At 67.4% G+C, this 26656-nt stretch carries 22 protein-coding genes and 1 tRNA gene; 12 read left to right on the plus strand and 11 right to left on the minus strand.

All coding sequences use genetic code 11. The features are described 5' to 3' along the window. The first annotated feature begins 27 nt into the window (after positions 1 to 27). Together CQ045_RS02850 and CQ045_RS02855 are read left to right on the plus strand one after the other, a co-directional pair. Entirely contained in the window at positions 28 to 2004 is a 1977-nt protein-coding gene (locus tag CQ045_RS02850; protein WP_146115174.1) for a glycosyl transferase, read from the plus strand. Beyond that, positions 2001 to 2924: a tetratricopeptide repeat protein gene (locus CQ045_RS02855; protein WP_105721153.1), complete on the plus strand. Its 924-nt coding sequence runs from the start codon at positions 2001 to 2003 to the stop codon at positions 2922 to 2924. Before CQ045_RS02850 ends, CQ045_RS02855 begins: the two co-directional genes overlap by 4 nt. Positions 2925 to 2987: 63 nt before the next feature. Here the strand turns inward: CQ045_RS02855 and glgB are convergent, their stop codons facing one another. The 3 genes from glgB to glgX form a co-directional block, all read right to left on the minus strand. Continuing rightward, a complete protein-coding gene (gene glgB / locus CQ045_RS02860; protein WP_105721154.1) occupies positions 2988 to 5192 on the minus strand; it encodes a 1,4-alpha-glucan branching protein GlgB in 2205 nt (734 codons plus the stop codon). Further along, positions 5189 to 7261, minus strand: coding sequence for an alpha-1,4-glucan--maltose-1-phosphate maltosyltransferase (locus CQ045_RS02865; RefSeq protein WP_181156416.1), 2073 nt, complete (start codon positions 7259 to 7261; stop codon positions 5189 to 5191). Before CQ045_RS02865 ends, glgB begins: the two co-directional genes overlap by 4 nt. Positions 7262 to 7326: 65 nt before the next feature. After that, positions 7327 to 9399 (minus strand): glycogen debranching protein GlgX, encoded by a 2073-nt coding sequence (glgX, locus tag CQ045_RS02870; protein ID WP_105721155.1) that lies wholly within the window; start codon positions 9397 to 9399, stop codon positions 7327 to 7329. A 100-nt stretch (positions 9400 to 9499) separates the two neighbouring features. Between glgX and CQ045_RS02875 the strand changes: the two genes are divergently transcribed. From CQ045_RS02875 to CQ045_RS02890, 4 genes are read left to right on the plus strand one after another with little or no spacing between them, the layout of a single operon-like run. Continuing rightward, positions 9500 to 10675, plus strand: a complete 1176-nt coding sequence (locus tag CQ045_RS02875; RefSeq protein ID WP_105721156.1) for a cysteine desulfurase family protein — start codon at positions 9500 to 9502, stop codon at positions 10673 to 10675. A 9-nt stretch (positions 10676 to 10684) separates the two neighbouring features. After that, complete coding sequence (gene mnmA / locus CQ045_RS02880) at positions 10685 to 11782, plus strand: tRNA 2-thiouridine(34) synthase MnmA (protein WP_105721157.1); 1098 nt, start codon at positions 10685 to 10687, stop codon at positions 11780 to 11782. Between the two features lie 39 nt (positions 11783 to 11821). Continuing rightward, positions 11822 to 14155 (plus strand): NAD-dependent DNA ligase LigA, encoded by a 2334-nt coding sequence (ligA, locus tag CQ045_RS02885; RefSeq protein ID WP_105721158.1) that lies wholly within the window; start codon positions 11822 to 11824, stop codon positions 14153 to 14155. Further along, the gene (locus tag CQ045_RS02890; protein ID WP_146115175.1) at positions 14152 to 14619 is read left to right on the plus strand and encodes a hypothetical protein; all 468 of its coding nucleotides are present in this window, start codon (positions 14152 to 14154) and stop codon (positions 14617 to 14619) included. Before ligA ends, CQ045_RS02890 begins: the two co-directional genes overlap by 4 nt. A gap of 111 nt (positions 14620 to 14730) precedes the next feature. Here CQ045_RS02890 and CQ045_RS02895 read toward each other — a convergent pair whose 3' ends face one another. Together CQ045_RS02895 and CQ045_RS02900 are read right to left on the minus strand one after the other, a co-directional pair. Continuing rightward, positions 14731 to 16587, minus strand: a complete 1857-nt coding sequence (locus CQ045_RS02895; RefSeq protein ID WP_374955006.1) for a DEAD/DEAH box helicase — start codon at positions 16585 to 16587, stop codon at positions 14731 to 14733. A 47-nt stretch (positions 16588 to 16634) separates the two neighbouring features. Next, positions 16635 to 18335, minus strand: a complete 1701-nt coding sequence (locus tag CQ045_RS02900; protein WP_105721160.1) for a long-chain-fatty-acid--CoA ligase — start codon at positions 18333 to 18335, stop codon at positions 16635 to 16637. Positions 18336 to 18402: 67 nt separating this feature from the next. Here CQ045_RS02900 and gatC point away from each other — a divergent pair, with 67 nt between their 5' ends. Genes gatC through CQ045_RS02930 form a run of 6 tightly spaced genes read left to right on the plus strand, consistent with a single transcriptional unit; the run spans position 18403 to position 23970 of the window. Further along, the gene (gatC, locus tag CQ045_RS02905; protein WP_105721161.1) at positions 18403 to 18702 is read left to right on the plus strand and encodes an Asp-tRNA(Asn)/Glu-tRNA(Gln) amidotransferase subunit GatC; all 300 of its coding nucleotides are present in this window, start codon (positions 18403 to 18405) and stop codon (positions 18700 to 18702) included. Then, positions 18699 to 20216: an Asp-tRNA(Asn)/Glu-tRNA(Gln) amidotransferase subunit GatA gene (gene gatA / locus CQ045_RS02910; protein WP_105721162.1), complete on the plus strand. Its 1518-nt coding sequence runs from the start codon at positions 18699 to 18701 to the stop codon at positions 20214 to 20216. The genes gatC and gatA overlap by 4 nt, the downstream gene beginning before the upstream one ends. Next, on the plus strand, positions 20216 to 21745 hold the full coding sequence (gene gatB / locus CQ045_RS02915; RefSeq protein WP_105721163.1) for an Asp-tRNA(Asn)/Glu-tRNA(Gln) amidotransferase subunit GatB: 1530 nt from the start codon (positions 20216 to 20218) through the stop codon (positions 21743 to 21745). Before gatA ends, gatB begins: the two co-directional genes overlap by 1 nt. Before the next feature lie 47 nt (positions 21746 to 21792). Further along, on the plus strand, positions 21793 to 23049 hold the full coding sequence (gene dinB, locus CQ045_RS02920) for a DNA polymerase IV (protein ID WP_105721164.1): 1257 nt from the start codon (positions 21793 to 21795) through the stop codon (positions 23047 to 23049). Between the two features lie 38 nt (positions 23050 to 23087). Then, a complete protein-coding gene (locus CQ045_RS02925; RefSeq protein WP_105721165.1) occupies positions 23088 to 23405 on the plus strand; it encodes a hypothetical protein in 318 nt (105 codons plus the stop codon). After that, positions 23389 to 23970 carry a hypothetical protein gene (locus CQ045_RS02930; RefSeq protein WP_105721166.1) on the plus strand — a complete coding sequence of 194 codons (582 nt, stop codon included), beginning with the start codon at positions 23389 to 23391 and terminating at the stop codon, positions 23968 to 23970. The genes CQ045_RS02925 and CQ045_RS02930 overlap by 17 nt, the downstream gene beginning before the upstream one ends. Positions 23971 to 23974: 4 nt before the next feature. Here CQ045_RS02930 and CQ045_RS02935 read toward each other — a convergent pair whose 3' ends face one another. From CQ045_RS02935 to orn, 6 genes are all read right to left on the minus strand, one after another. Beyond that, positions 23975 to 24475, minus strand: a complete 501-nt coding sequence (locus CQ045_RS02935) for a DUF2017 family protein (RefSeq protein ID WP_105721167.1) — start codon at positions 24473 to 24475, stop codon at positions 23975 to 23977. Next, positions 24472 to 24768 (minus strand): ATP-dependent Clp protease adapter ClpS, encoded by a 297-nt coding sequence (clpS, locus tag CQ045_RS02940; RefSeq protein ID WP_181156418.1) that lies wholly within the window; start codon positions 24766 to 24768, stop codon positions 24472 to 24474. Before clpS ends, CQ045_RS02935 begins: the two co-directional genes overlap by 4 nt. Further along, positions 24765 to 25112 (minus strand): metallopeptidase family protein, encoded by a 348-nt coding sequence (locus CQ045_RS02945; protein WP_105721169.1) that lies wholly within the window; start codon positions 25110 to 25112, stop codon positions 24765 to 24767. The genes clpS and CQ045_RS02945 overlap by 4 nt, the downstream gene beginning before the upstream one ends. Positions 25113 to 25140: 28 nt before the next feature. Further along, positions 25141 to 25770: a LysE family transporter gene (locus tag CQ045_RS02950; protein ID WP_105721359.1), complete on the minus strand. Its 630-nt coding sequence runs from the start codon at positions 25768 to 25770 to the stop codon at positions 25141 to 25143. 91 nt (positions 25771 to 25861) lie between these two features. Continuing rightward, positions 25862 to 25934 (minus strand) — tRNA-His (locus tag CQ045_RS02955). Between the two features lie 36 nt (positions 25935 to 25970). Next, a complete protein-coding gene (gene orn, locus CQ045_RS02960) occupies positions 25971 to 26597 on the minus strand; it encodes an oligoribonuclease (protein ID WP_105721170.1) in 627 nt (208 codons plus the stop codon). Between the last annotated feature and the right edge of the window lie 59 nt (positions 26598 to 26656).

Here is a 26656-nt window from a genome sequence, read left to right on the forward strand (position 1 = left end):
AGCCGGTGATGCGTGAGGAGACTATTCGTGCGTTTCGTATGGGCCGTGGTGGCCTTCGTGCTGGCCGCGGTGCTGATCGGGGCGGGTATCGCTCAGCGCACCATCTTCATGGGGCCGTCGTCGCAAAAGACGCAGGTTCAGATCGACGAACCGGCGCCCTTCGTGCTGCTGGACGGCGATGTTCTCAGGACGAACCCGGGCGCGCAGACCCTGATCGTTCGCGGCGATGGGGAGATCTTCGGCAGCTACGGCCGGACGGCCGACATGGAGGCCTGGCTCGCTGACTCCGATTACAACCACGTGACGGTGGACGACGATGGCACTCTCGACGTCGAGCCCGTCTCGGCACCTGATGCCCCGGATGAGACCGATGGTGACGACCCGGCCGCGGACGGCGATGACGCGACCACCGACGAGGGTGACGCGACGGCGGAGGAGCCTGCAGGGCGCGACCCGCGCGGCTCCGACCTGTGGCTCGACTCGTTCATGGACGAGGATCACCTCATCTCCGACAACATGCAGCTTCCGGAGGGCACCAGCCTTCTGATCGCCTACGACGGCACCGAGAATGCGCCGGACGACATCGTCGTCTCCTGGCCGCTCGACAACACCACGCCCTGGGCAGGGCCGCTCATGGTCGCCGGCGGCATCGTCCTCCTGATCGGTCTCATCCTGTACGTGCTCGGCATCCGCCACCAGCGTCGCGGACGCGGTCCTCGCCGCAAGGGCCCCGGACCGCTTCCGGCGACGGAACCGATCGACGTCGCGGTGCTGCCGCCGGCGGAGCGTGCGGCGATCGAAGCATCGGAGTCCACGGATCCTCCGACCGGCGACGCTCCATCCGACACGTCCGGCACGGAGATCGAGGACGCGGAGATCGTGGACGAGAACAAGGATCCTGACGCGAAGACGTCCATGCGCGCGGCACCGACGGTTCGTCGACGTCACCGGATGCTGGTACTCCCGGTACTCGGCCTCACAGCGATCCTCGCCGCCGGATGTTCCGCCGACTCCTGGCCCCAGCTCGGTGAAGGATCACCGTCTCCTTCGCCCAGCCCGACGGTGATCGCACCGGAGAACCAGAAGCCCCCTGCCGTCACGGAGGCGCAGGCGAAGCGCATCTTGAAGACGGTCTCGGAAACCGTGGTCGAAGCAGACACGGCGCTGGACATCGATCTCGCGGCCACTCGACTCGATGGTCCCGCCCTCGCCGCTCGGACCACGGAGTATGCGCTGCGTACGAAGCTCACCGACATGGCGCTCCCCGCGGCGATTCCGACGGATGATGTCGAGGTGGTGCTTCCCGAGGCGACCGACCGCTGGCCCCGTACGGTGCTCATGCTGACGAAGAGCGACGGCGACGACACGGTTCCGCCCGTGCTCCTGACCATGACGCAGGCAGACCCGTGGTCCAACTACAAGATCAGCAACATGGCCGAGATGTCTGCCGACGCGGTGTTCCCGCAGGTCGCCGCGACCTGGCTCGGAACGTCCCTCGTCCCCTCTGACTCGGCATTCCTCACGATCCCCCCGGCAGAGCTCGCCACGGCCTTCGCTGATGTCGTCGACGCGGGGGAGAAGAGCGAGTTCTACGGCCAATTCGATGATCTGGCCCTGAATCTCGCGAAGTCGATCACCGACAGCCGACAGGCAGTGGTTCAGACGCTCTCCGACAAGGGCGCCGCCGAGACCTCGAAGGCGGCGTTCGACATGGCCCCGACGACGGCAGAGCCCATCTCGATGACGACTCTGGACAGCGGCGCGATCGTCGCGGTCTCGCTGACCGACACCGAAGCGGTGACGCCGACGTCGTCGGACGTCGTGATCCGCTTCGGGGAGAACGCGCAGGCCAAGGCGCTGACGGATGCGACCGAGTCGGCGAAGGGCGTCGAGACGACGTATGAGTTCCAGCTGTTCTTCTCGGTCCCCGCTCAGGGATCGACGGAGCAGATCAGGCTCCTGGCAGTCCGCCAGGATCTCGTGTCCGTGAAGGTGATCAAGTGACTGAAATCTCTCCCGCCGCCCTGCGCGGTGCGGTCGACCTGTCGAGCCTCCGCAATCGTCCGGCGTCGCCGGCGGAAGGCGCTCCGGCTCCCCGCATCCTCGATGTCGTGGTCGATGCGACCGACGAGACGTTCGGGGAGATCCTCGAGATCTCGCGCACCGTCCCGGTCGTCGTCGATCTGTGGGCCGAGTGGTGTGGTCCCTGCAAGCAGCTGAGCCCGATCATCGAGCTGGTGACCCGCGAGCTCGGCGGGCGCGTGCTGCTCGCCAAGGTCGATGTCGATGCGAACCCTCAACTCGCGCAGAGCTTCCGTGCGCAGTCGATCCCGATGGTCGTGGCGCTGATCGCCGGACAGCCGGTGCCCATGTTCACCGGGGCTGTACCCGAGCAGCAGGTGCGCGAGGTCTTCGCGCAGCTCCTCCAGGTCGCCGCGCAGAACGGCGTCACCGGGTCCCTCTCCGTGGGCGAAGAGGGCGAGGCACCGACGGCACCGGCGGAGCCGGAGCTCCCGCCCCTGCACGCGGAGGCCTTCGCGGCGATCGAGGTCGGCGACTACGCGGCGGCGATTCGCGCCTATGAGAAGGCTCTCGCCGAGAATCCCCGTGATGAGGAAGCATTGGCGGGTCTCGGTCAGGTACGTCTGCTCGACCGCGTGCAAGGTCTGGACCTGAACGCTGCGCGTGCAGCGGCGGCGGCGAATCCTCTGGACGTTCAGGCGCAGTTCGCTGTCGCCGACCTCGATCTGTCCGGTGGCCACGTCGACGATGCCTTCGGACGACTGCTCGACCTCTTCGCGCAGCTGCCGTCTGACCAGCGCACACCGGTGCGCGAGCGTCTGGTCGAGCTGTTCGGCCTCATCGGGGCTGCCGATCCGCGTGTGATCTCCGCTCGCAATCGACTCTCGTCGCTGCTGTTCTGAGGCGCACTCGGCCTCAGGTGCCGATGTCGCTCGCCGAAGCCGCTCGGTGGCTGACCCCGGCGGTCAGCCGTGGGTGACGGTCGGAACGTGGGGCTCGGGTTGATGACGCAGCCATAGCGTCGACAGGGCGGGCAGCGTCACCGTCGCGGTCGGAGCACCGCCCTCCGTCTCACGGGCGACGACCATGCCGAGATTGCCGGACCCTCGCCCGCCGTACTCCGCGGCATCGGTGTTGAGGACCTCCTGCCAGACGCCCTCTCGCGGGAGAGCGAGCTGATGTCCCGTGCGCTCCACCCCCGCGAAGTTGCTGACGACGACGAGATGCCCTCCGTGCGCGTCTCGTCGTTCGAACGCGATCACGGTCGGTTCCCAGCTGGGGGCGCCGAGACGGGTGAAGGACGAGCCGTCGTTGTCGCGCTCCCAGAGGGGCGCCTGGGCGCGGTAGGTGCGGTTCATCGCACCGACGAAGTCCTGCAGTTGCGCGTGGGAGGGCTGGTCGAGGAGCCACCAGTCGAGTTCGCGGCCTTCTGACCACTCGGCCAGCTGACCGAACTCCTGGCCCATGAACAGCAGCTTCTTGCCCGGATGCCCCCACATGTAGGCGAGGTAGGCGCGGACGTTGGCGAGCTTGTGCCAATGGTCTCCGGGCATCTTCGTGAGCAGGCTGCCCTTTCCGTGCACGACTTCATCGTGGCTGATCGGCAGCAGGTAGTTCTCGCCGAAGGCGTAGACGAAGGAGAACGTCATCTCGCCCTCGTGGTGCCCGCGATACATCGGGTCGCGCGCGATGTACTGGAGCGAGTCGTTCATCCACCCCATGTTCCATTTGAAGCCGAATCCGAGACCCGCGTGGTCGGTCGGCGAGGTGACTCCCGGAAAGCTCGTCGACTCCTCGGCGATCATCATGATCCCGGGATGCAGTCGGTAGGCGGTCGCATTGACCTCCTGCAGGAAGCGGATCGCCTCGAGGTTCTCGCGGCCGCCGTGGATGTTCGGCTCCCACTGCCCGGGTTCACGCGAGTAGTCGAGGTACAGCATGGAGGCGACGGCATCCACGCGGAGCCCGTCGACGTGGAACTCACGGAGCCAGTACAGCGCGTTGGCCACCAGGAACCCGCGAACCTCCGGGCGCCCGTAGTCGAAGATGAGCGTGCCCCAGTCCTGGTGTTCTCCGCGGCGTGGGTCGGGATGCTCGTAGAGCGGCTGGCCGTCGAATCGCGCGAGCGCGAAGGTGTCCTTGGGGAAGTGCCCGGGCACCCAATCCATGATCACGCCGATACCTGCCTGGTGCAGCCGATCGATCAGGTAACGCAGATCATCGGGACTGCCGAATCGGCTGGTCGGGGCGTAGTAGCCGCTGACCTGGTACCCCCAGGACCCTCCGAAAGGATGCTCGGCGAGAGGCATGAACTCGACGTGGGTGAACCCCGCATCGGTCACGTGCTGGATCAGCGGATCGGCGAGATCCCGATAGCCGAGGCCCCCTCGCCAGGAGCCGACATGGATCTCGTAGATCGACAGCGGCTGGGCGACCGCATGGGTCGCGGCGCGCCGCGTCATCCAGGCGCCGTCGGACCAGGCATAAGCGGAGGCGCTCACGACGGATGCCGTGTCCGGGGGGACTTCGGCCTCGAGCGCCATCGGGTCTGCCTTGAGGATCCAGGCGCCGTCCCGCGTGCGGATCTGGTACTTGTATCTCGTGCCCAGGGGCAGATCGGGGATGAACAGCTCCCAGACGCCGCTGACACCCATCGAGCGCATGGCGTGCGTCTCGCCGTTCCAGCCGTTGTGGTCGCCTGCTACGCGCACGGCGGTGGCGTTCGGTGCCCAGACGGCGAATGCGACGCCCTTCTCGCCTTCGATCGTCCGTGGATGAGCGCCGAGAACCTCCCACAGCCGCTCGTGTCTGCCCTCCGCGATCAGGTGCAGGTCCAGGTCGCCGAGAGTCGGCTGATGGCGGTAGGGGTCGCCGGCGAGGGTCTCCTCATGATCCGCATATCTCGTCGCCAGGCGGTAGGGGAGCCGAGGACCGACATGTTGCGCCTCCCAGATGCCGTGCGCGGTGTGGACGAGCTCGAGGCGGCTCCCGTCGCCGAACACGGCCGCCACGCCGGCAGCGAGCGGCCGCCGGGCTCGGATCACGGTGACGGTGCGCTCCGCGGCATCCTTGCCGGTATGCGGTCCGAGAACGGAGTGCGGATCGTGGTGGGTCGCTGACGAGATCGCCTCCCATTCGGTGGATGCGGCGACGTCTTCGGTGTAGCTCATGATCGCTCCCTCACCTTCAGGATGTGCACCGGCTCGGCGAAGGCGTCGAGTCGTACGTAGTTGTGGTCGCTCCAGGTCCACACCGCGCCGGTGAGAAGGTCCTCCACCTCGAACGACGCGCCGAGGGGCACGTTCCACTGCGTGGTGTCCAGGTGCACTGTCGTCTCGCGCACCGAGTGCGGGTCCACATTGGCGACGACGATGATCGTGTCCGCTTTCCCGGTTCCGGTGAACGCCGAGTCCAGGTGCTTGCTGTAGACGAGCACGGCATCGTCGTCGCTCCAATGCGCCGAGAAGTTTCGAAGCTGTCGCAGTGCGGGATGTGCGGCCCGGATGCCGTTGAGCCTGCGGAGCAGGGGAGCGAGGGAGTCGCCGCGCGCCTCGGCGCCGTTCCAGTCCCGCACCTTGTATTCGTACTTCTCGTTGTCGATGTTCTCCTCGGACCCCGGCCGGGCGACGTTCTCGAAGAGCTCGTATCCTGCGTACACGCCGTACACCGGCCCGGCCGTCGCCGCGATGCAGGCGCGGATGCGATACGCCGCCCTGCCGCCGAACTGCAGATACTCCGTGAGGATGTCGTGGGTGTTCACGAAGAGATTGGGGCGCATGTAGTCGGACGTCTCCTGCGACACCGAGGTCAGGAACTCCTCGAGCTCCGCCTTCGTGTTCCGCCAGGTGAAGTAGCTGTAGCTCTGCTGGAAGCCCACGGCGGCGAGCGCGCGCATCACGGCCGGGCGCGTGAATGCCTCTGCGAGGAAGATCACGTCGGGGTCGGCTGCGTTCACGGTGGCGATGAGCCATTCCCAGAACTGCAGCGGCTTGGTGTGCGGGTTGTCGACCCGGAAGATCTTCACTCCCTGGGCGACCCAGTGCTGCACGACGCGCAGCATCTCCGCGGAGATGCCCTCGGGGTCGTTGTCGAAGTTCAGCGGATAGATGTCCTGGTACTTCTTCGGCGGGTTCTCCGCGTAGGCGATCGTTCCGTCGGGGAGAGTCGTGAACCACTCCGGATGCTCGGTCACCCACGGGTGATCAGGGGAGGCCTGGAGAGCGAGATCGAGCGCGACCTCGAGCCCTTCCTTCCTCGCTGCTCTGACGAAGGCACGGAAGTCTTGCGCGGTGCCGAGGTCGGGATGGATGGCGTCATGCCCGCCTTCTGCAGCACCGATGGCGTACGGGGACCCGGGATCGGCTGCGTCCGCCACGAGAGTGTTGTTCCGGCCCTTGCGGTTCGTGGTGCCGATGGGATGGATGGGCACCAGGTAGGCCACGTCGAACCCCATCGCCGCGACCTCCGGCAGACGCTTGGCCGCCGTGCGCAGGGTGCCGCTCTTGACGCTGCCGTCCTTCGAGCGCCTGGCCCCCTCGGACCGGGGGAAGAACTCGTACCAGGCACCGACTCCCGCAGCGACGCGGTCGACGGCGAGAACCCTCTCCGGAGTGGCGGAGCGGAGCGTCGTCACCGGACGGTCACTGAAGATCTGAGCCAATGCGGCATCCGCCGCCACGGCGAGAGCCGCCGCACCGTCGCCGTCCCGCATGGCGACGGCGTCGGCGAGCAGACGCTTGCGCTGGGCCGCCGGACGATCCTTCTCGCCGGCTGCGCGCGAGAGGAGGTCGGCACCCAGCGCGGCCATGACGGGCACATCCACGCCCGCTGCGATCTTCAACGCCGCTGCATGCGCCCACGTCGCGAAATCGTCGGAGAACGCCTCGAAACGGAACAGCCACGATCCCTGCACGTCGAGCGCGATGTCCGTCGACCAGACATCGGTTCCGTCGTTGCGGAGCGCCAGGCGGTGCAGGCTCTCCTCGCCTGAGGGCGATGTGAGCCGGACGTGCACGCCGATCCTGTCGTGGCCCTCGCGGAACGAGACGACGCGGAAGGGAACCACCTCGCCGACGAAGGCCTTCGGCACGAATCCGCCGGGCACCGCAGGGGATGGCTCGAGCAGGGGGATCCGGGTCGTGCGCAGACGGCCGGGCACGTCGGGATCGACGAGCGCGCGCGTCGGGATCTGAGAGGGGCTCCGGAGAGCCGAGGACCGAGTACCAGCACGTGCAGCCACATCCCGAATGTACCGCGCGGACGGGGTCGCGGATAGCGTGCCGCCTGGTGCGTCGCCGGTCGGCGTCATTCGACGCGGAACAGCCTCATCGAGGTGCCGGAGACAGGCAGCACATCGCCCGGCGCGAAGACCTCCTCGTCGGCGGAGGGGCGTTCTTGAGCGCTGGACCAGAGCGACACGAAGCGCGTCGCGTCATCGATCTCCTCCGGCAACCGCACATCGATCGGCGACTCGGTCCCGTGCACGATGAGCAGGATGCGGTTGTACGCCTCGGTGTCCGGTGTGGAGGCGGCGACGTACTGGAGGGTGCGGTTACCCGGGTCTGCCCACTGCCCTTGCTCCATGGTCTCGCCGTTCTGGTCGTACCAGTCCATGACGGAGGCGTTGGGGATGTGCTCCCCGAGGCGCGCGTAGCGGCTGGGACGCAGAGCGGGGTTCTCCTGGCGGAGCCGGATGAGGCGGGACACGTGCGCGCGGAGATCTTCCTGCCAGGGCTCGAACTCCCACCCGAGCCAGGTCAGCGCGGAGTCCTGCGCGTAGGCGTTGTTGTTACCGCGCTGGGTCCTGCCCACCTCGTCGCCGGCGGTGAGCATCGGAATGCCGGCCGAGAGCAGGAGGGTTCCGAGCAGGTTGCGCATGGCCTTTCGTCGTGCGGCCAGAATCGTCGGATCGTCGGTCGGTCCCTCGATACCGTGGTTGAAGGCGCGGTTCATGTCGGCGCCGTCGCGGTTCTGCTCGCCGTTGGCCTCATTGTGCTTGACGTCGTAGGAGACCAGGTCGTGCAGCGTGAAGCCGTCATGTGCCGTGACGAAGTTGACGCTGGCGAGCGGGCCGCGGTCCTCGCTGAACGTGTTCGACGATCCGGCGAGACGCGTGGCGAATCCGCCGATGCCGACCGGTGCGGACGCACGTCGCGCGTAGTCGATGTCGCTCAGCCAGAAGTTGCGCACCCGATCGCGGTAGCGGTCGTTCCATTCGTGCCATCCCGCCGGGAAGTTGCCCGTCTGCCAGCCACCGAGGCCGACGTCCCACGGCTCGGCGATGAGCTTCGTCTCGGCGAGGATGGGATCGGCCGCGATGGCCGCGAGGAGCGGATGGTCCGGGGTGTAGGTGTGCGCCGCGTCGCGGGCGATCGCGGTGGCGAGGTCGAAGCGGAACCCGTCGATCTGCATCTCCTGAGCCCAGTAGCGCAGCGAGTCGAGCACGAGCCTCGCACCCGCGTCGGTCGCGGTGTTCAGGGTATTGCCGCATCCGGTGGTGTCGACGTAGACGCCGGACTCGTCCTGGCGGTAATAGTTCGCGTTGTCGATGCCGCGCAGGCTCGAGCGCGGTCCGCCGATGCCCTCTTCCGAGGTGTGGTTGTAGACGACGTCGAGGATCACTTCGAGGCCGGCCTCGTGCAGCAGCCGCACCATCCCTTTGAACTCGGCGAGTACCGCCTCCGGGCCCTCCTTGCGCGCGTCCTCGGTGGCGTAGGCGGTATGCGGGGTGAAGAAGTTCAGGGTGTTGTAGCCCCAGTAGTTGGTGAGACCGCGCTCGAGCAGGCGGGGCTCCGGCACGAAGGCGTGGACGGGGAGGAGCTCGATCGACGTGATCCCCAGCGAGTGGAAGTACTCGATCATCGCGGGGTGGGCCAGTCCGGCATAGGTGCCGTGCAGAGCCGGCGGCACATCGGGGTGGCGCTTGGTGAGTCCCTTGAGGTGCCCCTCGTAGATGACCGTGCGGTCGAGCGGGATGCGGGGTTTCCGGGAGTCGCCCCAGTCGAAGCCGTCGACGATGACGACCGAACGCCATTCCTCGTAGCCGTCTCCCTGCGCGAGCCCGCGGGCGTAGGGGTCGAGCAGCAGCGTCTCCGGGTTGAAGGTGTTCCCCGGTCCGTGCGGCCCGCCGACGCGGACCGCGTACCGGACTCCGGGCTGAAGCAGGTCCGTGGTGACCTCCCAGATGCCGCCGGCGAGACGCTCGAGGGGGATCTCGTCGGTCGCCCAGTCGAGGTCGGTGGCATCGAACACCACCAGCTCGATCGACGAGGCGTTCTGCGACCAGACGCGCAGCGTTCCGACGCCGTCGTGCAGACGAACGCCGAGGTTGTCGAGGGTGGAGCCGCCGGGCACGGTGAGGTCTCGGGACGCGGGCATGAGTACACACTAGGCGCGATGTGTTGCAGTCTCATGTCAACGCGTACCCGGTTCCACGCACGCGGGTCCCCTCACCGCGGTTTCGCGAGAGAATCGGAGGATGCGGCACTATCTCGACCACGCGGCGACCACGCCTCTGCGCCCGGAGGCGCGCGACGCCTGGCTCACCGCGTCGCAGACGATCGGGAACGCGTCGTCGACGCACGGTGCCGGACAGGATGCACGCCGCCTGCTCGAGGAGTCTCGGGAACGTGTCGCAGCTGTGCTGGACGCCGAGCCGATCGAGATCGTCTTCACGTCGGGAGGCACCGAGTCGATCAACCTGGCGCTTCAGGGGCTGTGGCGCGCCCGGGTCGAGGGGAGCGCAGCGATCGTGCTCCCCGACGGGGAACACCACGCCACGATGGACACGGTGGCGGCTCTCACCGCCGAGGGCGCAGAGGTCCGTGCCGTCCCGCTCAGCGCGCTCGCTCAGATCGAACCGTCCGCGTTCACCGCACACCTCCCCGGTGCGGCATTGGCGACGGCGCTCGTCGCGAACAACGAGGCCGGCACGATCAACGACGCCGGCGCGATCTCCGCTGCTGCCGCGTCCGCCGCAGTTCCGCTGCACCTCGACGCCGTCGCCGCGCTCGGTCATGTCCGGCTCTCGTTCCGTGGACTGCGCGGCGACGCGGCGCCCGGCGTCGGCCTCGTGGCGATGAGCCTCGCCGGGCACAAGGTCGGTGCTCCCGTCGGGGTCGGTGCACTCATCGCTGCGCGTTCGGCGCGACTGACCGCGCTGCTGCGCGGCGGGGCCCAGCAGCGCGGGCTGAGGGCGGGTACCCAGGACATCGCGGGCGCTGCGGCGTTCGCGGTCGCGCTCGAACTCGCCGAGTCGGAACGCGAGGCGGAGGGGCGGCGGTTGCGGGCCCTCCGCGATCGTCTCGTCGTCGGTATCCGGTCGGCTGTTCCCGCGGCCGAGCTCCTGGGAGACCCGCACGACCGCCTCCCCGGCAATGCGCACGTCCTGTTCCCCGGGGCGGTCGGCGAGAGTCTGCTCTTCCTCCTCGACGTGGCCGGCGTCTCGGCATCCACCGGATCGGCATGCCAGGCGGGAGTCGCCGAACCGTCGCACGTCGTCATGGCGATGGGCCGCAGCGAGCGGGATGCCAGGAGCGTCCTGAGATTCTCGCTGGGTCGGACATCGACGGATGCCGATGTCGAAGCGGTTCTCGCCGCGATCGCGGATGCCTACGCACGAGCATCCGGTGCCGGCACAGGCTTGCGCTCGTAGACTGGTCTCATGCGGATTCTTGCAGCGATGAGCGGCGGCGTGGACTCCGCCGTCGCAGCCGCCCGAGCTGTGGAGGCGGGGCACGACGTGGTCGGCGTGCACCTGGCCCTCTCCAGAGCCGGCGGAACGTTGCGCACCGGCAGCCGCGGGTGCTGCACGATCGAAGACGCTCTAGACGCCAGGCGCGCCGCCGACCTGCTCGGCATCCCCTTCTATGTCTGGGACTTCTCCGAGCGCTTTCGCGACGACGTGATCGACGACTTCATCTCGGAGTACCAGGCCGGTCGCACCCCGAACCCATGCATGCGCTGCAACGAGAAGATCAAGTTCGCGGCGCTTCTGGAGCGGGCCATCGAACTCGGATTCGACGCAGTGTGCACCGGGCACTATGCGACGCTGATCGACGGCCCGCAGGGGCTGGAACTGCACCGCGCCTCGGACAACGCGAAGGATCAGTCGTATGTGCTGGGCGTGCTCACCGCAGAGCAGCTGGCGCACACGTACTTCCCCCTCGGCACGACACCGACGAAGGCCATCGTGCGCGCCGAGGCGGAGGCCCGCGGGCTGAGCGTCGCCCAGAAGCCCGACAGTCATGACATCTGCTTCATTCCAGACGGCGACACCAGGGGGTGGCTGGCGGAGAAGGTCGGCACGGCCACGGGCGAGATCGTCGACCGCAGCGGCGAGGTCGTCGGATCCCACGACGGAGCGCACGCCTTCACTGTCGGTCAGCGCCGCGGCCTGAAGCTGGGCATCCCGGCTCCCGACGGCAAGCCCCGGTTCGTGCTCGAGGTGCGACCCGTCTCGAACACCGTCGTCGTCGGCCCGAAGGAGGCGCTCGCGATCGCGGAGATCGCGGGGGAGCGGTTCAGCTGGGCGGGCGCCGCTCCGGTGGAGTCGTCCTTCGATTGCCATGTTCAGATCCGTGCCCATGCAGAACCCGTCCCCGCGAACGCGGTCGTCACCGAAGACGGCGTTCGCGTCGTTCCCGAGGTGCCGCTCGACGGTGTCGCACCGGGGCAGACGGCGGTGCTGTACATCGGGACCCGCGTACTCGGTCAGTTCACGATAGACACGACGGTCTCGGCCGTTCCCGTCGACGCGTAGTCCGCTGACGATGTCGGCTCCCGCTCGTAGACTGGCGGAGTGCCGGAGAACATCTCGCTGGAAGACGCCCGAACCGAAGCCGATGAGCTGACCGCTCGCATCCTCGACGCGAAGGATGCCTACTACGGTCGGGACACATCGCTCGTCGACGACGCCACGTACGACGGATGGATGCGTCGTCTCGAGGAGATCGAGCGCCTGCACCCGGAACTCCAGGGGCAGGACTCGCCCACGCAGATGGTCGGCGCCGCCGAGGCGACAGGACTCGTGACCATCGAGCACGCCGAACGCATGTTGAGTCTCGACAACGTCTTCTCCATCGACGAGCTGCGGGAGTGGGCCGCGAAGACGAGGGCTGCCGCGGGGCGCGAGGTCGCCTGGCTCACCGAGTTGAAGATCGACGGTCTCGCCATCAACCTCCGCTACGAGAACGGCGTCCTGACGTCGGCGGCGACCCGAGGCGACGGCCGCGTCGGCGAGATCGTCACGGAGAACGCCTTGCGCCTCGCGGAGATCCCCGCCCGTCTCGTCGGGGAGGGGCACCCGCCGATCGTCGAGGTGCGCGGCGAGGTGTTCATCCCGGTCGCGGCATTCGAGCGGCTCAATGCCGCACAGGCCGCGTTCCGCGACCGGGCCTATGCCGATGCTCGCGCACGCTGGGAGGCCCGCGCAGGGGCCAAGAAACCGTTCGACGACGAGAAGGCACGCACGGCGGCCGCTCGCCGTTTCCCCTCCTTCGCGAATCCTCGCAATGCGGCGAGCGGCGGGCTCCGTCAGCAGATCGACAAGAAGGACGGGCTCGAGCTCGAGGCCGGGCTGCTCCGCATCGAGTCCCTGGCCCTCTACGTGCACGGCATCGGCGCCTGGACCAACCCGCCGGTCTCGGCGCAGAGCGAGGTGTATGACCTGCTCGCGGAGTGGGGATTGCCCACGAGTCCGCACACCGAGGTCTGCCACACGATCGACGAGGTCGTGGCTTTCGTCGAGCATTTCGGAGCTCACCGGCACGACATCGAGCACGAGCTCGACGGCATCGTCGTCAAGGTGGATGAGCTCGAGCTGCACGATGAGCTCGGCGCCACCAGCCGCGCACCACGCTGGGCAATCGCCTACAAATACCCGCCTGAAGAGGTGCAGACGAAACTCCTCGACATCGTCGTCTCGGTCGGACGCACGGGGCGGGCCACACCGTTCGCGGTGATGGCGCCTGCTCATGTCGCCGGATCCGTCGTGCGACAGGCCACGCTGCACAACAAAGACGTCGTCAAGGCGAAGGGCGTCCTCATCGGCGACACCGTCGTGCTGCGCAAAGCCGGAGACGTGATCCCCGAAGTCCTCGGCCCGGTGGTGGAGAAGCGCGACGGCAGTGAGCGGGAGTTCGTGATGCCGGTCGACTGCCCGGAATGCGGGACCCCTCTTCGCGCGATGAAGGAGGGCGACATCGACCTCCGCTGCCCCAACGCCCGCTCCTGCCCGGCGCAGGTCCGAGGTCGAGTGGAGCACATCGGCTCCAGAGGCGCGCTCGACGTGGAGGCGCTGGGAGAGGTCACCGCAGCGGCGTTGACACAACCCACGTCGCCGGCCGTGCCACCGCTGGAGACGGAAGCCGGTCTGTTCGCCCTCACGCTCGAGCAGCTCGTGCCGATCGAGCTTTTCGTGCGCGACGCCGAGACGGGGCTCCCGAAGGAAGATGAGGACGGCCTCGTCAAGACCCGCGCACCGTTCCGCCGCAATCCCACCGCGACCGAGAAGAAGTCGGGCCTCGAAGGACCGCAGCCTTCCTCTCAAGCACTGACGCTCCTCGCGGAGCTGGAGAAGGCGAAGACGAAGGAACTGTGGCGGCTGCTCGTATCCCTGAACATCCGTCACGTCGGCCCCGTCGCCGCCCGAGCACTGGCGCAGTGGTTCGGTTCTCTCGACGCGATCCGGGCCGCCTCGCGCGAAGAGCTCGCCGCGGTCGAGGGCGTGGGCGGGATCATCGCCGACTCGCTGCTCGCCTGGTTCGACGTGGACTGGCATCAGGAGATCATCGAGCAGTGGGCTCTGGCAGGTGTGCAGTGGGCGACGCCGGGGCACCCGGGGCCTGGTGCCGCCGTCGCCGCAGGAGGCGTGCTCGATGGCCTGACCGTCGTCGCCACCGGCTCTCTCGACGGCTACACGCGAGACGGCGCACAGGAGGCGATCATCCAGGCCGGCGGCAAGTCGGCGTCGAGCGTGTCGAAGAAGACCGACTTCGTCGCGGCCGGTCCGGGAGCCGGGTCGAAGCTCGCGAAAGCCGAAGAGCTGGGCATCCGCATCCTCGATGCCGCCCAGTTCCACGTGCTCGTGACCGAGGGCCCCGATGCACTCACCGCGGCGAGCGACGGGTCGTGAACCGCTATGGACCTTTGATCGCCGTCACAGATGCGCTGGCCGTGGGCGACCCCGGTCGGAATCACCTTCGGTTGACGCCGGAAGCGGTGATCGTGCGCGAAGGTGTCGAGAGTCGCGGAATCCTTCCATGGGACCGCGTCGAGGAGATCGTGCTCGACGTCCCGACCACGCGGTTCCGGCTGCCGGGCCTGGTCGGTACGGTCGTGCTCGGCGCGCTCACTGCGGTGATGCTGACGGATCCGGGTGTCGAACCTGACGACGGCTCCGTCAGAGTAACGGTGGACGGCACCCCACGGAACGTGCCGTTGAGCCGTCACCATGTCGGCGGCTACTGGTCGCCGACCGTGGTCGGTGCGCACCGGCTGCTTGCCCACCTCATCGCGAATCCTGCTCAGCGAGCCCTGCTCCGGCGTCCCGAGCCGCTGATCGACATCGCTGCACAACTCGCGCGCTCTTCCGTCTAGCGTCAGCGAGAAACTCCTCGGAAACCGGGGGCTGTCTCAGTCGGAACGCATGACGGAGCGCTGAGCGGCCGATCGGCTGGGCATCACCGGTCGCTCAACGTCCCCTCGTCCTCAGCTCTTGTGACGGGGCTTCCGGAACGGCTTCTCGTCCCGGTCGCCGCGTGCGGGCCGGTCGGCGCTGTCCCGCCGGGCAGGGCGCTCATAGCGGTCGCCGGAGTCGCGGCTGCCTTCGCGCGGGCCGCTGCGTCGAGCGCCGCCGGGTCCGCGATCGGGCTTGATCTCGATCAGGCGACCGGAGATCCGCGTGTCACGCAGCTTCTCGAGGACTGCCGGGTCGAGGTTGGAGGGCAGCTCGACGATCGAGAAGTCAGGACGGATGTTGATGGCCCCGAAATCGTCGCGGCCGAGCCCGCCTTCGTTCGCGAGCGCTCCGACGATCTGACGGGGCTCGACGCGGTGCCGACGCCCGACTTCGATGCGGTACGCCGCGTAGTCGCCGCGGCCGCGCCGTTCCGTGCGCGGCTCGCGCGGTTCGCGCGAATCCCGCGCCGCGCGCTCCCGCTGCGGACGGTTGTCGGCTTCGACGGCCCTGGTGAGGGGATCGTTGGCCGGGTCGAGGAGCAGCGGCTTGTCACCCTGTGCGACGACTGCCAGAGCCGCAGCCACGTCGCCCTCAGGCACATCGTGGTGGCGGACGTAGTGCGCGACGATGTCGCGGAAGGCCTCGATGCGGCCGGTCTCCGAAAGCGCGGTCGTGATCGCGTCGTCGAAGCGGTTCAGACGAGTCGTGTTCACGTCTTCGGTGCTGGGCAGCTGCATCTGGGCGGGCTGCTGACGGGTCGCCTTCTCGATGTGCTTCAGCAGGTAGCGCTCGCGCGGAGTGATGAAGCTGATCGCGTCACCCGAGCGGCCGGCGCGTCCCGTGCGTCCGATGCGGTGCACATACGACTCGGTGTCCGTCGGAATGTCGAAGTTGATGACATGGCTGATGCGTTCGACGTCGAGTCCACGGGCCGCGACATCGGTTGCGACGAGGATGTCGAGCTTGCCGTCCTTGAGCTGGTTGACACTGCGCTCGCGCTGCACCTGCGGGACGTCGCCGTTGATCGCGGCGGCGGAGTAGCCGCGCGCCCGGAGCTTCTCCGCCAGGGTCTCGGTCTCGTTCTTGGTGCGGACGAAGACGATCATCCCGTCGAAGTTCTCGACTTCGAGGATCCGGGTGAGGGCGTCGACCTTCTGCGCGTACGACACGACGAGGTAGCGCTGAGTGATGTTCGTTCCGGTGGCGGTCTTCGACTTGATGCTGATCTCTTCCGGCTCACGCAGGTACTTCTGCGCAAGGCGGCGGATCTGGGGCGGCATGGTCGCAGAGAACAGGGCGACCTGCTTCTCCTCGGGCGTCTGCGCGAGGATCTGCTCCACGTCCTCGGCGAAGCCCATCTTGAGCATTTCGTCCGCCTCGTCGAGCACGAGGTACTGCAGCTGCGAGAGGTCGAGCGTGCCCTTGGCGAGGTGGTCCATGATGCGGCCTGGCGTGCCCACGATCACGTGCACGCCGCGACGCAGCGCCGACAGCTGCACGCCATAGCCCTGCCCGCCGTACACGGGGAGGACGTGCACGCCCTTCATCTTGGAGGCGTACGACTCGAAGGCCTCGCATACCTGGAGCGCGAGTTCGCGGGTGGGGGCGAGCACGAGGGCCTGCGGGGTCTTCTGCGAGACGTCGAGGCGCTCGAGCACGGGGAGCGCGAAGGCCGCGGTCTTGCCGGTGCCGGTCTGCGCCATACCGACGACATCGCGGCCGGCGAGAAGCGTGGGAATGGTGGCCGCCTGGATGGGCGACGGGGTCTCGTAACCGAGATCCTTAATGGCTTTGAGGACGGGCCCGGTGATGCCGAGCTCCTCGAATCCGGGGGTCGCGGGGGAGTCCTCGGGGGCGTCGGTCAGTGCTGCATCTTCAGGGGTCACTTCCCAAGGGTAGCGCGCGACGGCTGTCCGCGCCTGTGAGGGCGTCCTCAGGCGCCGGTCGTCAGCGAGACCAGCTTCTCCTTCACCTGGCGCCGGAGCACCTTCCCGATCAGTGACTTGGGGAGTTCGTCGACCACGAAGATCCGACGTGGGACCTTGTACGGAGTGAGGATGCTCCGGGCGAACTCGCGGATGGCCTCCACGTCGACATCGATTCCTGCGTCGACGACGATCGCAGCGACGACCTCTTCGCCCGAGTGGTCGCTCGGCAGGCCGACGACCGCAGCATCCGCCACCTGCGGGTGCTGGCGTAGGGCGTTCTCCACCTCGGTGGGAGCCACGTTGAATCCGCCCGTGATGATGAGCTCCTTGATGCGGTCGACGATGCGGACGAAGCCGGCGTCGTCGATCGTGACGATGTCACCGGTGCGATACCAGCCGTCAACGAAGGCTCTTTCGGTCTCCTCCGGCTTTCCGTAGTAGCCCGTGAAGACCTGAGGGCCTCGCACCACGAGCTCGCCCGCGGATCCGGCGGGCACATCAGCGCTCGGGTTCTCGGGATCGACCACGCGGCATTCGGTGCCCGGCAGAGGCAGCCCGACGGTTCCGGGCACGCGGGTGTCGGCGACGGGGTTGGCCATCAGGACCGGCGAGCACTCACTCAATCCGTAGCCCTCGACGAGGTAGCCGTTCGTGGCCTTCTCGAACGGAACCACCAACTCGTGCGGGAGTGCCATCGCCCCCGAGATCGCGACCTCGATGCCGTCGAGTGACACGCCCTTCGCGTTCGCCGCCGCGAGCAGGCGGTCGGCTATCGGAGGCACCAGCGGCAGGAACGTCGCGGGGTGCTTCTTGACGACGTCGAGCACCAGATCGGGATCGAACTTGGGGAACAGCACCAGCCTTGCGCCCATCGACATCGCGAAGGTGAGGCAGAGAGTGAGCCCGTACGCGTGGAACATCGGGAGCACCGCATACACGACGCAGCCCCTGCCGCGCTGGATCGAAGGCACCCAGGCGCGCGCCTGCGCCGCGTTGGCGAGCAGGTTGCGATGCGTGAGAGAGGCCCCCTTCGGCGTCCCCGTGGTGCCCGAGGTGTACTGGATGATCGCGAGGTCGTCGGTGCCCGGTTGAGGATGCGACGCCGGGATCGGCGCGGAGGTCACGAGCGAGTCCCAGGGGACCGTGCCGCGCACCTTCTCCGTGAGAGCAGCACGCGACTCCCGAGCCTTCGCCACCGGGAGCCGTAGCGCGAACCGGGTGAGGAACGGCATCGCACGGGTGACGTCGACCGAGATGAGGTTCGTCACTGCCAGGTCGGCGGGGAACTCCTGCACGGTGGAGACGACCTTGTTCCAGACGATCGCGTGCTTCGCGCCGTGGTCCTCGAACTGTTTGCGAAGCTCACGCGGGGTGTAGAGGGGATTGTGCTCGACCACGACGGCCCCGAGCCGGAGTACGGCGTAGAAGGCCACGATGTGCTGCGGCGAGTTCGGCAGCACGATCGCGACAGGATCGCCGGCGCGCACACCGAGGTCGCGGAGGCCGGTGGCGGCGCGATCGATAGCGTCCTGCAGCTCACGGTAGGTGGTCTCTCGGCCGAAGAACTGCAGTGCGGGGGCGTCGGGGTAGTCCCGTGCCGATGCGGCGACGATGTCGATCAGAGAGCCCTCCACAGGAGAGAGATCTTCCGGAACTCCGGCTGCATAACTGGCGACCCAGGGACGTGGGGGCAGGAACGTGCTCACCCGCCCAGCATAGGCCGGACGAAGAACAGGGCGGGGGAGCTCCGAGCACGCCAACTAGACTGGGGGAGTGTCTGAAATCACCCCTGAACTCGTGCGCCATCTCGGTGTGCTCGCACGCATCCAGCTGAACGATGACGAGGTGTCGCGGCTCACGGGCCAGCTCGACGCCATCGTCGACAACATCGCGAAGGTCTCGGAGGTCGCTAAGGCGGATGTCGTCGCGACGAGCCATCCGATTCCGCTGAGCAACGTGTTCCGGCCCGACGTGGTCGGGCAGACGCTCACGCACGAGCAGGTGCTGCAGAACGCCCCGGACGCCGCCGATGGCCGCTTCCGAGTCACCGCGATCCTGGGAGAAGAGCAGTGAGCGACATCATCCGGCTGGACGCGGCGGATCTCGCCGCGAAGCTCGCGTCGGGAGACGTGTCGAGCGTCGAGGCGACGCAGGCGCACCTCGACCGCATCGCCGCCGTCGACGGAGACGTACATGCCTTCCTGCACGTCAACGAGGGCGCGCTCGAAGCCGCTGCGGCGATCGATGCACGTCGTGCCGCCGGCGAGGCGCTCGGACCGCTCGCGGGCGTGCCGCTCGCGATCAAGGACGTGCTCGTGACGACCGATCAGCCGACCACCAGCGGCTCACGAATCCTCGAGGGCTACCGGTCGCCGTACGACGCAACGGTCGTCGCACGCTCGCGCGCTGCGGGGATGATCCCGCTGGGCAAGACCAACATGGACGAGTTCGCCATGGGGTCATCCACCGAGCACTCGGCCTACGGTCCCACACGCAACCCCTGGGACCTCGACCGGATCCCCGGTGGATCGGGCGGCGGTTCTGCTGCCGCCGTCGCCGCCTTCGAAGCACCGCTCGCGCTCGGTTCCGATACGGGCGGATCGATCCGTCAGCCCGCTCATGTGACCGGAACGGTGGGCGTGAAGCCGACCTACGGCGGAGTCAGCCGCTACGGTGCGATCGCGCTGGCTTCCAGCCTCGACCAGGTCGGCCCGGTCTCCCGGACCGTCCTCGACTCCGGGTTGCTGCACGACGCCATCGGCGGACACGACCCGAAGGACTCCACCTCGTTGCGCGACGAGTGGCCCTCATTCGCCGAGGCCGCCCGCGAGGGCGCGCGCGGCGACGTGCTCAAGGGCCTCAAGGTCGGCGTCATTCGCGAGCTGCCCGACAGCGGCTTCCAGCCGGGCGTCGCGACCTCCTTCCGCAGCGCCCTCGCGCTCATGGAGGCGCAGGGAGCGGAGATCGTCGAGATCGGTGCCCCGCACTTCGAGTACGGCGTCGCCGCCTACTACCTGATCCTCCCCGCGGAAGCCTCGAGCAACCTCGCGAAGTTCGACTCCGTGCGCTTCGGCCTCCGGGTCACACCCGACGGCAACCCGACGGTCGAGGATGTCATGTCGGCGACTCGCGACGCCGGTTTCGGCGACGAGGTCAAGCGCCGCATCATCCTGGGAACCTACGCGCTCTCCGCCGGGTATTACGACGCCTACTACGGCAGCGCGCAGAAGGTCCGCACACTCATCCAGCAGGACTTCGCGAACGCGTTCGCCGAGGTCGACGTCATCGCGACGCCCTCGGCGCCGACCACGGCGTTCAAGCTGGGCGAGAAGATCGACGACCCGCTGCAGATGTACCTCAACGACATCACGACGATCCCGGTGAACCTCGCCGGCGTCCCCGGCATCTCCATCCCGAGCGGCCTGGCGGATGACGACGGACTGCCTGTCGGCATCCAGTTCATCGCACCGGCGCGGGAGGACGCACGCCTCTATCGTGTCGGCGCCGCGCTCGAGACGCTGCTCGTGGATTCGTGGGGTGCGCCGCTTCTGACCCGTGCACCGCAGCTCGCAGGAGGGAACCGCTGATGGCCACCGCCAAGCTCATGGACTTCGACAAGGCGCTGGAGATCTTCGAGCCCGTCCTCGGCTTCGAGGTGCACGTCGAACTCAACACGAACACGAAGATGTTCTCGGACGCACCGAACCCGGCGAACGAGGCGTACCACGCCGCAGAGCCGAACACGTTGATCGCACCGGTCGACCTGGGTCTTCCGGGCTCGCTCCCGGTCGTGAATGAGACGGCGATCCGCTCGTCGATCAGCCTCGGACTCGCCCTCGGGTGCTCGATCGCCGAGTCGAGTCGGTTCGCGAGGAAGAACTACTTCTACCCGGACCTCGGCAAGAACTATCAGATCTCGCAATATGACGAGCCGATCGCGTACGAGGGGTCCGTCGAGGTCGAACTCGAAGACGGGACGATCATCACGATCCCGATCGAGCGCGCACACATGGAAGAAGACGCCGGCAAGCTCACCCACATGGGCGGAGCGACCGGACGCATCCAGGGCGCCGAGTACTCGCTCGTCGATTACAACCGTGCGGGCGTCCCTCTGGTCGAGATCGTCACCAAGACGATCTTCGGTACGGATCACCGAGCACCGGAGGTCGCCAAGGCCTATGTGCAGGCGATCCGCGACATCGTCCGTGGAGTCGGGATCTCCGAGGCACGTCTCGAACGTGGCAACCTGCGGTGCGACGCGAACGTGTCGCTGCGTCGCCGCGTGCCGGAGGGTGAGTCCGTGGAGCCGCTCGGCACCCGAACCGAGACGAAGAACGTCAACTCGATGCGCTCGGTCGAGCGTGCCGTGCGCTACGAGATCCAGCGTCAGGCGCAGATCCTCGCAGACGGGGGGACGATCACGCAGGAGACGCGGCACTGGCACGAGGACACCGGCACTACTTCGCCCGGTCGCCCGAAGTCGGATGCCGACGACTACCGCTACTTCCCGGAGCCGGACCTGCTTCCCGTAGAGCCCGCCGCAGAGCTGATCGAGGAGTTGCGAGCCGCCCTCCCGGAGCAGCCGGTCGCGCGTCGCCGTCGCCTGATGACGGAATGGGGCTTCACCGACCTGGAGTTCCAGGACGTCCGCAACGGCGGTCTGCTCGAGGTCGTCGAGGCGACGATCGCTGCCGGCGCGACTCCGGCCACCGCACGTAAGTGGTGGACCGGAGAGATCACCCGTACCGCGAACGCGCAGGACAAGGACGCCACCGAGCTCATCAGCCCGGCGAACGTCGCTGCCCTCCAGCAGCTGGTCGACGCCGGTACGCTCACCGACAAGCTCGCGCGCCAGGTACTCGAAGGCGTCATCGCGGGTGAGGGTACTCCGCAGGAGGTCGTCGATGCACGAGGGCTCGCGGTCGTTTCCGACGATGGCGCGCTGATCGCCGCGATCGACGAGGCCCTCGCCGCACAGCCCGACGTGATGGCCAAGATCAAGGACGGCAAGGTGCAAGCGGCCGGTGCCGTCATCGGCGCCGTCATGAAGGCCATGAAGGGCCAGGCCGACGCGGCCCGCGTCCGTGAGCTCATTCTCGAGCGCGCTGCGCAGTAGCGCGCGTCCCCGGGTCTCGTGTCCGAGACCCGGGGGAGAATGGTCGCATGGGACACGGTGATGGCAGAGGGCGGATCGTCTCGTCCGCTGGCGCCGACGACACCGGAACGCGCATCCTCCATGTCGATATGGACGCGTTCTACGCGGCCGTCGAGGTGCTCGATGACCCCACCCTCCGAGGTCTCCCGCTGATCATCGGGGCTCCGGACGGCCGCTCGGTCGTCTCGAGTGCCTCCTACGAGGCCCGCCGATACGGCGTGCGTGCGGCGATGCCGGTCTCGCAGGCTCTTCGGCTGTGCCCGTCCGCACGGATTGTCCTCCCGCATTTCCACCGCTACCAGGAAGTCTCCCGACAGGTGATGACGATCTTCGAGTCGTTCACGCCCCTGGTGGAGCCGCTGTCCGTCGACGAAGCGTTCCTCGATGTGCACGGAGTGCGCCGGCTGTGGGGAAGCCCCGCGCAGATCGCGGAACTCATCCGTGAGCGCGTCCTCGAGGAGGTCGGCATCACCTGCAGTGTGGGCGTCGCGGCCACCAAGCATGTCGCCAAGATCGCCTCGACGATCTCCAAGCCCGACGGGATGCTGGTCGTCGCGGCGAAAGACACGCTCGACTTCCTCGCGCCTCGACCTGTCCGCGCCATGTGGGGTGTGGGTCCCAAAGCGGCAGAGGCTCTGGAGGCCCGCGGCATCCGCACGGTACAGGACGTGCGCGACGCCCCGCGCGAGATGATCGACCGAGCGGTCGGGCCCGCCCTCAGCGCCCGCCTCGCGCAGCTCGCTCGCGGGGAAGATGCGCGAGCCGTCGACACCGAGCGTGTGGAGAAGAGCATCGGTCACGAAGAGACTTTCGAGCACGACATCCTCGATCGTCCGTTCCTGCGCGCCGAGCTGCTGAGGCTCGCGGATCGCGTCGCCTCCCGCTTGCGGCGCGCCGACTGGGAGGCATCGACGGTCGCGATCAAGATCCGCTTCGATGACTTCCGTACGGTCAATCGCTCCCAGACGTTGAGCGAGCCCACGGCGGTCGGGCAGCGCATCGGCGAAGCGGCGCAATCCCTGTTCGAGCAGATCGACCGGCGGGATCCTGTGCGGTTGGTCGGCGTGCGGGCGGAGAATCTGCGGCCTGCCGGCGGTGGCGGTCTCGCTCTCTGGGATGACGACGAGGATTGGCGCAGGGTCGAGGGCGCGGTCGACGAGGCGGTCGCTCGGTTCGGCAACGCGACGATCAGTCGCGCTCGGCACATCGGACGCGGAGACGGACGAGGTGCTGCGCAGCATCCGAAGGCGCACGGGGTGAATTGATCCCACGCGTCGCGCGATCGTCGACTACCGTGGGGAGCATGCCGAACATTGCACTGGAACTCGGGAAGCAGGCCGCGGACTTCGGCGTGAAGAGCGCGTACGGAGAACCTCAAGACGTCGACGGGGTGAGCATCACCCCTGTCGCCTTCACCTATTCGGGGTTCGGCGGAGGAAGCGGAGAGGGTGCCGAAGGCGGAGGCGGGGGCGGGGTCTCCGTGCCCGTGGGCGTGTACGTCCGCCGCGAGGAGGGCCTGCGCTTCGAGCCGAACATCGTCACGCTCATCGTGGTGGCTGTGCCGTTCGTCTGGGTCGCCGGACGGGCACTCGCGCGAATCATCCGTGCCCTCAAGAAGTGAGGATCCGGTCGCGGCGGCGTTGGAGCACGCTGCGATTCTGATCTCGCAGGACGTTCGTGAGGTGGCGGCGGCGAATCCCGTCGTGCTGATCGATGGGGGAAGCGGCGCGGGCAAGTCCTCACTCGCCGCCCGTCTCGTGGAGCACTGGCCGGTGACCGGCCATGTGCAGCTCGTCGCGCTCGATTCGATCTACCCGGGATGGGACGGGCTCGACGACGGCGTCGAGCGCGCGCTCGAATGGATCCTCCGCCCGCACGGCCGTGGATTCCACGGCACCTGGCGACGCTGGGACTGGGAGCGTCAGGCCGAAGCCGAGAGTCACGCTGTCGACCCCGCCCTCGGCATGATCGTGGAGGGAAGCGGCATCCTTCGTGCGTCCACCGCTGGACTCGCCGATGTCCGGATCTGGGTGGACTCCGCGGAACCTGCGCGGAAGGCACGGGCGCTGGCGCGGGATGGTGATACCTACCGTCCTCATTGGGATCGGTGGGCTGCGCAGGAGCGACGCCATACGGAAAGGGACGACCCTCAGGGGCTCGCCACGCGGATCATCCGCGTTCCGTAGAGCCTCAGCCGTTCAGACCGGTTCCGGCTTCATCGGCGGCCTGGATGAGTAGTTCCAGACGGTAGCCGACCCAGTCGTAGACATCGTGACGGCCGTCCAGGCCGTCTTCCTCGTCGGACGTGATCCCGAGCCGCGTAGCGATCACGAGACGGATCGCGGTGAGCGTTCGGAGCCAGGAATCGACGTCATCCGCGTCGACCTCGAGCTCGCGGGTCGTGAGCGCCTCGTGCTCGAGAGCATCGAAGCCCCCGCTGAAATCGCCGAGCGCACCGCGGACGCGTCGAGCGTCGATCAGGCGTCGTTCCAGGAGATCGTCGCGCGTGCTGTGTGCGAACTCTCCCGCCGAGTCCGGATCGTCCGGATACGGGCTCGGCGTCAGTCGATCGATGGCGGGATCACCGGAGTCCCGCGAGTCGGCGATGAGCTCGAGAAAATCATCCACCAATTGGGCGAGGTGGAACTCCTCGATCAGGGTGATCGAGGTCGTGATCGGTGCTCGGGTCACAATGGAGCCTTCCTGACCGTCGCCCAGAGACCGAAGCCATGCATCGCCTGCGCGTGGACCTCCATCGTCTCGCGAGGGCCGGTGGATACGACCGCGTGACCCTCATGATGCACGGCGAGCATGAGGGCGGTCGCATGATCGACGGAGTAGCCGAAGTAGGTCCGGAAGACACGGACCACGTAGCTCATCAGATTGACCGGGTCGTTCCACACCACGACCTGCCACGGCTCGAGTGGCGCGGCGTGGAGGTCGGTGACCTCTTCGATATCGGGGACAGCGGCGGGACTCGTCACGCCCACCCCATCTCGTGCAGCTGCTCGTCGTCGATGCCGTAGAAGTGCGCGATCTCGTGCACCAATGTGGTGTGGACCTCGTCGCGGAGCTCCTCGGGCGTTTCGCACTGCGCCAGATGAGGTTCGCGGAACAGGACGATGCGGTCGGGGAGCTCACCCATCCCGTACTGGGTGCGCTCCGTGAGTGCCAACCCGTCGTACATGCCGAGCAGGTCGAGGGTGCCGTCTTCCGGTCGGTCCTCCACGACGAACACGACGTTCTCCAGCCCCTCGACCATGTCGTCGGGCAGTCGGTCGAGCTCGTCGATGACGAGTTCCTCGAAGGCAGCGGCATCCATGTCCATCGTCTCCAGCCTAGGGGCGTGCGGCTACTCAGTGGAGGAGGACGAGGATGCCGGCCACGACGATGAACAGTGCTCCGAAGACGGTGTTGAGCACACGTTGTCCACGGGCGGTCCTCGTGAGACGGCGGAACGGCCTGGCGGCCGCGGCGAAGAAGCCCCACATCACGATCACGTCCACGACGATCACGGTGGCGATGAGTGTCAGGTACTGGGGGAGCGGAGGCTCATCCAGACGAATGAACTGGGGGATGAAGGCCAGGAAGAAGACGATCGCCTTCGGGTTGAGCAGGTTGACCCAGAAACCTCGTCGGATCATGGACCAGCGGCTCTCCCGGGAGTCGATGAGGACTGGAGCATCATCGACGGCCACGACGGGCTTGGCGAGGATGAGGCGGATGCCGAGAAACACGAGATAAGCGGCGCCGGCGTAGCGGATGCCGTTGAACAGGAACTCCGAGCGCGACACGAGGAGACCGACTCCTGCTGCAACGATGGCCACGTGGACGATCAGTGCGATCTGCTGGCCGATGATGCCCCAGATCGACCGTCGCCATCCCTGGTTCATGGCGTTCGACATCGTGTTGATGGCGCCTGCACCGGGGGTGAAGCTGATCACGACGGATGCGGTGAGCAGGGAGAACCAGACCGCGAGTGACACCACGTCAGTCTAGGGCTCACGAAGCTCCCCACCGCTCGCTTCCGGAATGCGAAGAAGGCCCGAATCATCTGATTCGGGCCTTCTTCAAGAGGGTGAGTAACGGGACTCGAACCCGCGACATCCGGCACCACAAGCCAGCGCTCTACCAGCTGAGCTATACCCACCATGTGCCCACCGGAGCGGGCAACCATACGAGTCTATTACATGTTCGGAGTGAACTCGGACACCGTGCGGGCGGCGATCTCCCGCGCGTCATCACTGGAGGGTCCCGGCTCATCCACGAAGACGGCTTCGCGGTAGTAACGGAGTTCTCGGATCGACTCGAGGATGTCGGCGAGCGCCCGGTGTCCACCGTCCTTGGCCGGTGCCTGGAAGAACACTCTGGGATACCAGCGTCGCGAGAGCTCTTTGATGCTGGAGACGTCGACGTTCCTGTAGTGCAGCCACTGATCGACCTGAGGCATGTACTTCGCGAGGAACATCCTGTCGGTGCCGATCGTGTTACCGGCGAGAGGAGCCTTCCGCTCAAGCGGTACGAATCGCCGGATGTACGCGAGCGTCTGGGCTTCGGCCTCTTCCAGGGACACGCCTCCAGGGATCTCCTGGATGAGTCCGGAGGTCTCGTGCATCTTCGTGACGAAGTCGTTCATGTGCTCGAGAGCGGCAGCGTTGGGACGGATCACCACCTGGAAACCCGGATCTATGGGTTTGAGCTCGAAATCAGTGATGACGACCGCGATCTCGACGAGCTCATCGACCGCCAGGTCGAGGCCCGTCATCTCGCAGTCGATCCATACGAGACGGTCGTTCTCGGACGCAGATACCATGTCGCCATACTATCGACGGGCCCGACATCGACAGCGGATGCGCGATCGCAGGCGGTGGC

It is taken from the genome of Microbacterium sp. MYb66 (genome assembly GCF_002979435.1).
In the GTDB taxonomy this organism is placed as follows: domain Bacteria; phylum Actinomycetota; class Actinomycetes; order Actinomycetales; family Microbacteriaceae; genus Microbacterium.